This window comes from Candidatus Izemoplasma sp., assembly GCF_982632705.1.
Genome location: NZ_CEXEES010000081.1, coordinates 1 through 5,730, shown reverse-complemented (window position 1 = coordinate 5,730; position 5,730 = coordinate 1). Strand labels below are relative to the sequence as shown.

8 protein-coding genes are annotated in these 5,730 nt (G+C 31.3%); 5 read left to right on the top strand and 3 right to left on the bottom strand.

Going from position 1 to position 5,730, the window contains the following annotated elements; translation table 11 throughout:
* The 5 genes from AC2LE6_RS08365 to AC2LE6_RS08345 all read left to right on the top strand — a co-directional run.
* The coding region (locus tag AC2LE6_RS08365; protein WP_484478804.1) for a MarR family transcriptional regulator at positions 1-295 on the top strand (295 nt) is incomplete at its 5' end.
* 79 nt (positions 296-374) lie between these two features.
* On the top strand, positions 375-698 hold the full coding sequence (locus AC2LE6_RS08360) for a PadR family transcriptional regulator (RefSeq protein WP_484478803.1): 324 nt from the start codon (positions 375-377) through the stop codon (positions 696-698).
* Positions 699-700: 2 nt separating this feature from the next.
* The gene (locus AC2LE6_RS08355) at positions 701-1,129 is read left to right on the top strand and encodes a permease prefix domain 1-containing protein (protein ID WP_484478802.1); all 429 of its coding nucleotides are present in this window, start codon (positions 701-703) and stop codon (positions 1,127-1,129) included.
* Positions 1,122-1,985, top strand: coding sequence for a DegV family protein (locus AC2LE6_RS08350; RefSeq protein ID WP_484478801.1), 864 nt, complete (start codon positions 1,122-1,124; stop codon positions 1,983-1,985). Before AC2LE6_RS08355 ends, AC2LE6_RS08350 begins: the two co-directional genes overlap by 8 nt.
* A gap of 80 nt (positions 1,986-2,065) precedes the next feature.
* Positions 2,066-2,566, top strand: a complete 501-nt coding sequence (locus AC2LE6_RS08345; protein ID WP_484478800.1) for a Gx transporter family protein — start codon at positions 2,066-2,068, stop codon at positions 2,564-2,566.
* Positions 2,567-2,595: 29 nt separating this feature from the next.
* Here AC2LE6_RS08345 and AC2LE6_RS08340 read toward each other — a convergent pair whose 3' ends face one another.
* The 3 genes from AC2LE6_RS08340 to AC2LE6_RS08330 form a co-directional block, all read right to left on the bottom strand.
* Positions 2,596-3,951: an FAD:protein FMN transferase gene (locus AC2LE6_RS08340; RefSeq protein ID WP_484478799.1), complete on the bottom strand. Its 1,356-nt coding sequence runs from the start codon at positions 3,949-3,951 to the stop codon at positions 2,596-2,598.
* Positions 3,952-4,058: 107 nt separating this feature from the next.
* Complete coding sequence (locus AC2LE6_RS08335) at positions 4,059-4,796, bottom strand: hypothetical protein (RefSeq protein WP_484478798.1); 738 nt, start codon at positions 4,794-4,796, stop codon at positions 4,059-4,061.
* 107 nt (positions 4,797-4,903) lie between these two features.
* Positions 4,904-5,730: rhodanese-like domain-containing protein (locus AC2LE6_RS08330; RefSeq protein WP_484478797.1), on the bottom strand; the 827-nt coding region annotated here is incomplete at its 5' end.

The following is a 5,730-nucleotide window of genomic DNA, read 5'->3' as shown; positions in this document are numbered from 1 at the left end:
ACAATCACCAACAATGTCTAATACAGCAGCTAAATTAAGAGTAACTGTTGGAACATTAACAACAGCGATAAATCGATTGGTTCTAAAGGGATACGTTGATCGTAAAAGAGATAAAGATGATAAACGTAAAGTTTATGTATTCTTAACACAAAAAGCATATAAAATCATGAAAACTCATGATGAATTTCATGAAGAAATGATTAATGCCGTTATAGAAGATATGAACTTAGAAGAAGATGAAATTCTTTTACGCTCTCTTACTAACATAAGTAACTTTTTTAAAGAAAAATACTAAACTGAAAACACCTTTACTTATATGCCCAAATTTGTTAAAATGAACTATACAAATTTTAGGTTTAAGGAGGTGTTTTTTTATGATTAAATCTGATATCATTCGTGGACATTTAGAAACAGTAATATTAAAATTGATTATTGAGCAAGATAGATATGGTTATGAAATATCAAATACTATCAAAGAACGAACTGAAAATCAATTTGAGATTAAAGAAGCAACACTCTATTCCGTAGTAAAGAGATTAGAGGAACGTGATCTAATAGAATCATACGTTGGGAATTTAACACATGGGAAAAAGAGAAGGTATTACCGTATTACTACGTTGGGGAGAATGTACTATAAGGAAAAAATCAGTGAATGGAAAGAATTCAAGCTAATCATTGAATCTTTATTGGAGGCGTAGACATGAAAAGAATAAAAAACTTTGTTAAAAATACATTTAAGAACTATCCAAAAGATGAACGTGAAAGATTAATAAAATCAATCACTGAAATGCTTGTAGAAAAAGTTGAAGACCTAGTTGAAAATGGATTAACAATAGATGAGGCAATTGATCGTACAGTTACTGAGTTTGGGGACATCGATGATTTCGATGATTCCAAAAAACCTAAAAAAAGATTTCGTATCAAGAATTTATCACATTACAGAAACGATATAGTATTTAGTGTTTTTGCAATACTTATTATTATTGGTATGCTAGCCTATGTGAATTTATACTTCACAGATGTTATCTGGTTTGTAATTCCAGCACTAGCGCTACTATTTTGGCCATTATCAACAATATATAGATATTTGAATCGTAGGGGTACTGAAAAGGAGAACAAGGATGACTAAAAAAGCTATAATCGCAACTTCAACAAGTTGTTTAGATTACTTGAATTTAGATGAGGATAACTTAAGAATCTTAAGAATGAAAATTCTTATGGGTGATGATGTATATGAAGACTTCTTAGATATAACAGCTGAAGACTTCTATAACAAAATCAAAAGTGATAGTAAATTAGTACCTTCATCTACAATGCCAAGTGTTGGGGAATATTTGGATTTATTATCTGAATTAGAAAAAGAAGGTTATGAAGAAGTATTAGTTATAACGATATCTCAAGAACTAAGTGGAACATATGGTATTATCAAAGCACAAACAAATATCTATGAAGGTCCACTTAAAATAAAAGTATTAGACTCAAGAAACGCTGCAATAAGTGAAGGGTATCTATCACTAGAGGCACTTCGATTATTCAAAGAGGGAAAATCAATTGATGAAACATATCAATTTCTAGAAAAACTTCGTACAAATAGAAAACAATACTTCATGGTAGATAACTTAAGACTATTTGTTGCAAACGGACGTCTTAGTGGTGCTGCAGGATTCGTAGGTAGCATGTTTAAAATCAAACCAATATTAGAAGTAAATGATGACGGAAAAATAGTGTCATTTGAAAAAGTTAGAACAATGAAAAAGTCATTATCAAGAATGGTTGAACTCATTTTAGATGATTTGAAAGACTTAGAAGACTTCATCATTACGTATGATACTTCTGACAATCAAGTTGGACTTGATATAGTAAAAAGCAAGATTGAAGAGGCTTATCCTGGTTATAAATACTTAGAAGCTCCAATCACTCCGGTAATTGGATGCCATACAGGAGAAGGTACTGTAGGAATTGCATATTTTGATTTAACAAAATAAAAAGACGTTAAACGTCTTTTTTATTTGAATAATATGCCTTTTTTTGATACAATGAAACAAGCAAAATATAGGTGATAAATATGAATACAAAAAGAGCAGTAATGCTAGCAGTTTTATTAGCAATGAGCATCGTACTAAGTATTGTTGAATCATTCTTACCAACGTTTGGTATTGTAGGAGCAAAACTTGGACTAGCAAATATAATCACAATCGTATTACTATATACGTTTAATGATAAAGACGCATTCATGATAGTTATACTAAGAATTTTATTGGTACCTTTATTGAGAGGGTTTAATCTACCAACATTCTTACTAAGCTTATCAGGAGGAATGCTCGCATTTTTCTTAATGTGGGTATTTAAGAGGTTAAAAATATTCAATGTAATCAGCGTTAGTGTAATGGGTTCATTGGGTCACGCTGTTGGTCAAATAGTTATGGCAATGTTCATACTTGATCTACCACAAATAGCTCTTTACTTACCTGTCTTATTGGCAATCGCAGTACCAACTGGATTCTTTGTTGGGTTTACTGGAAACACACTAAATCAGAGATTCAAAGAGATTTATAATTACGAATAAAAAAAAGCGAGAATATCTCGCTTTTTTATTTATCTTAATTCTTGTAGATGATCTGCTTCAAAGTTTGCGCTATATGTAATCGTTCCATCTGGTTCATACCAAATTGCTTCTAAACCGTCAATTCCATTTACAAATGCAATTCCATCTTCAATTGTCATATTGAAGATAGCAGTACTGTATAAATCAGCAATTGCCGCATTATCAGTAACTATACTAACCGCACGTGAATGATAAAGCGGGAACAATGTTACTGGGTCGATAATATGATGATATAAAACGTTATCAACTTCATAGAATTTTTGATAGTCTCCAGACGTTACTAATTGTTCTCCATCAAATAGTTTAACCCATGCATATCCATGGTTACCTGATATGTCGTACACATCATCTGGATCTGTTACTGCGATTGTGAAACTTCCATCATCAGTACGAGGATTTACTCCTCCAACACTAACATTAGATTGTCCATTGTTTAGTAGATATCCGTAAAGCCCTGCTGTATCTAAATAATCAACAATTAATTCTGAAACATATCCTTTACTAACACCACCAAGATCGAGTCCCATGTTTTCTTCCATTGTAATTGTTAGATTTTCACTATCTAAAATTATTTTTGAAGGATCAGTATATACGTTCTTAGCATTCAATGCTTCAATAGTAGGTATAGTACAAGTAGTTGTTGGTGAACACAAATCCCTTGTTGTATGCCATAAATCTAAAACAGGATGAAGAGCAGCGTTGTAAAAATCTACAACTGGTGCTTGTTCTGTTAAAGTGAAATCAATTAAATCAAATAGCTCTTGAGAAATTGTATGAACTGCAGTTGGATCTTGGTTGATTGTCCAAACGTTTACCATGTATTGGTATTCTGTATATTTATCACTGATAATTGTATAAAGAGCTAGCATAGCCTCAACATCAGTTTTTATTTGCCCTAAATCAACAGTGCTGTCATTAGGGATATACATTGATAATGTTACATAAGTGTTTAAGTGTTCTGACCATGTTATAACACATTTATCATAACCTGAATCCTCACTGTCTGTATTTAAAACATCTTGACAAGATATTCCCTCATAACCAACAGTTATAAGTCTAGTTAATGACATTTCATTTCCATTGTGATTTAAAGTGTATGTCAATGTATACGTTCCTACTTCATTAATATCAAGTTCCCCAGTTATAGTAACGTAACTACTAATATCACTTTTGTCATATCTTGCAATGAATCCAGTATCATAAAAAGTTTCACCTACGTCAATTGAAACTTCAGTGCTACCTAATATTTCAAAGATGTATTCTTCGGGTAGTTTATCCTCTTTTTCACATCCAATAAGTGTAATTCCTAAAATTGTGATTAGTAATAGACTAAATAGTCTTTTCATATGTATCATTCCTTTCAAACAAATGTATTATATCAAATTAAGATAATGGCTTCAATACATTTGTGTATGTTACAAATAAAAAAACAGACAATGTCTGTTTTTATTATCTAGTTTCCGTAATTCTCGTTGTGATATTCTAATATTGTTTTTGAGATACGAATCATATTATTTGTTGATACACTTGCACCACCGAATGAGTCAAGTAAATCGATTTCTTCATTTGTATCAGGGTTTGTGTATGTAGCATCATCAATTGATACTGAGTTCATACCTTCGTAAACACCTGAGCTAACTTTGTTTGTGAATACTGAAATACCTTCTAAATCAACTGAATCTTTTCCTAGTAACCATGGAATAAACATTTCATGGAAATCGTCAGTTGTTTTACCAGGTTTTGTTCCACCTTCTTCAAGTGGCCAATCAGGAGTAGGTGAACTATCTCCCCATAATCCTGCAGTATATGGATGATTTGATGTTGGATCATCATACCCGTAAGATATTAATTTTATATCATCTGTGTACTTATTTACTTCAATATAAATAACTTGCCAGTAATTGACATCTGATGCTCTACAAGTACATGATAAGTATGCTACTTGATACTTAACATAACTTTGCATTTCTTCCTCGAATAAAATGTATGCTATGTGGTTTTCGTCTTCTATACCATATCCATCGATATGATCATAAAATAAAACATCTTCCAATGATTCTCCATTACCGTTTCCTGTATCTCCAACTTCTGGCTCATCAACTACACACGATTCACCAATACATAAATCTGAACATGCAGAAAGCGTGAATGTCATAACCATCATTAATACTACTAATAATAATTTTTTCATAATGCCTCCCTTAAATTTGTATTATTTACCTATAGTAATTATAGAGTATTGATATGCATTATACAATACCTAAAATATCAATTCATAAACTTTTTTTAATAATTAGTTTAGTTTCCAAACAATGATACTAAATCATCACTAAACCCCAATGTATAATCCTCGATTGTATCATAATGATCAGGTGTTTCATTACTCAAAAACTCATGAATAGTATAGAGATTTGTATACTGTGACTCAATATAATTTTCAAGTATGGTCAATTGCTCATTATAATTTATCTCACTACTGAAGTTCTCGCTCCTATATGAGATTCCTTCAGGTGAAATAATATCAATCCTTATATCCATTATCGCTTTAGTGATTTCATAGGTTACACCTAAGCGATACGTTGTACCATCACTTGCTACATGGATTCTATATTCAGAATTACCTAGATCAAAAGATCCATCACCAAGTACTTTATGTTCTCCTTCATACTCATAGTAACCCCCTAAAACGTAAACTCGCTCATACCCAAGATATAAAAGTACTTCTCTAACGTATGCACTTCTTACACACCCAGCAGCATATAAGAAAATAGCTTTATCCTCATCAAACATAGCTCTTATAAGCTCTTCATTCTGAATTTGATCAGGATTAAACTCATATGTACCATATCTAACAAAAAGCCTATTGTCTAAATAGTCAAAAAACGGAATTGATTCAAAATCCTTTATATAACCGCTTCTAAATTTTGCATCCATATTACGTAAGTCAATATATTGTACATCAGGTCTATTCATATAATCATCTAATAGTTCCATTGTAATTAAATCATCTGGTTTTATCTCTTTTAATAATGGTTCTTCATTGTCTTGAGAAGTAGTAGAACATCCAGATAAAAGTAATATAAATATGATAAGTTGTAGCAATTGAATTCTCTTCATTTTTAGTA

Excerpts from the sequence above, each read along its gene's own strand:
- AC2LE6_RS08340 (WP_484478799.1), bottom strand. The coding sequence starts at position 3,951 with ATGAAAAGACTATTTAGTCTATTACTAATCACAATTTTAGGAATTACA.
- AC2LE6_RS08350 (WP_484478801.1), top strand. The coding sequence starts at position 1,122 with ATGACTAAAAAAGCTATAATCGCAACTTCAACAAGTTGTTTAGATTAC.
- AC2LE6_RS08355 (WP_484478802.1), top strand. The coding sequence starts at position 701 with ATGAAAAGAATAAAAAACTTTGTTAAAAATACATTTAAGAACTATCCA.
- AC2LE6_RS08345 (WP_484478800.1), top strand. The coding sequence starts at position 2,066 with ATGAATACAAAAAGAGCAGTAATGCTAGCAGTTTTATTAGCAATGAGC.
- AC2LE6_RS08335 (WP_484478798.1), bottom strand. The coding sequence starts at position 4,796 with ATGAAAAAATTATTATTAGTAGTATTAATGATGGTTATGACATTCACG.
- AC2LE6_RS08360 (WP_484478803.1), top strand. The coding sequence starts at position 375 with ATGATTAAATCTGATATCATTCGTGGACATTTAGAAACAGTAATATTA.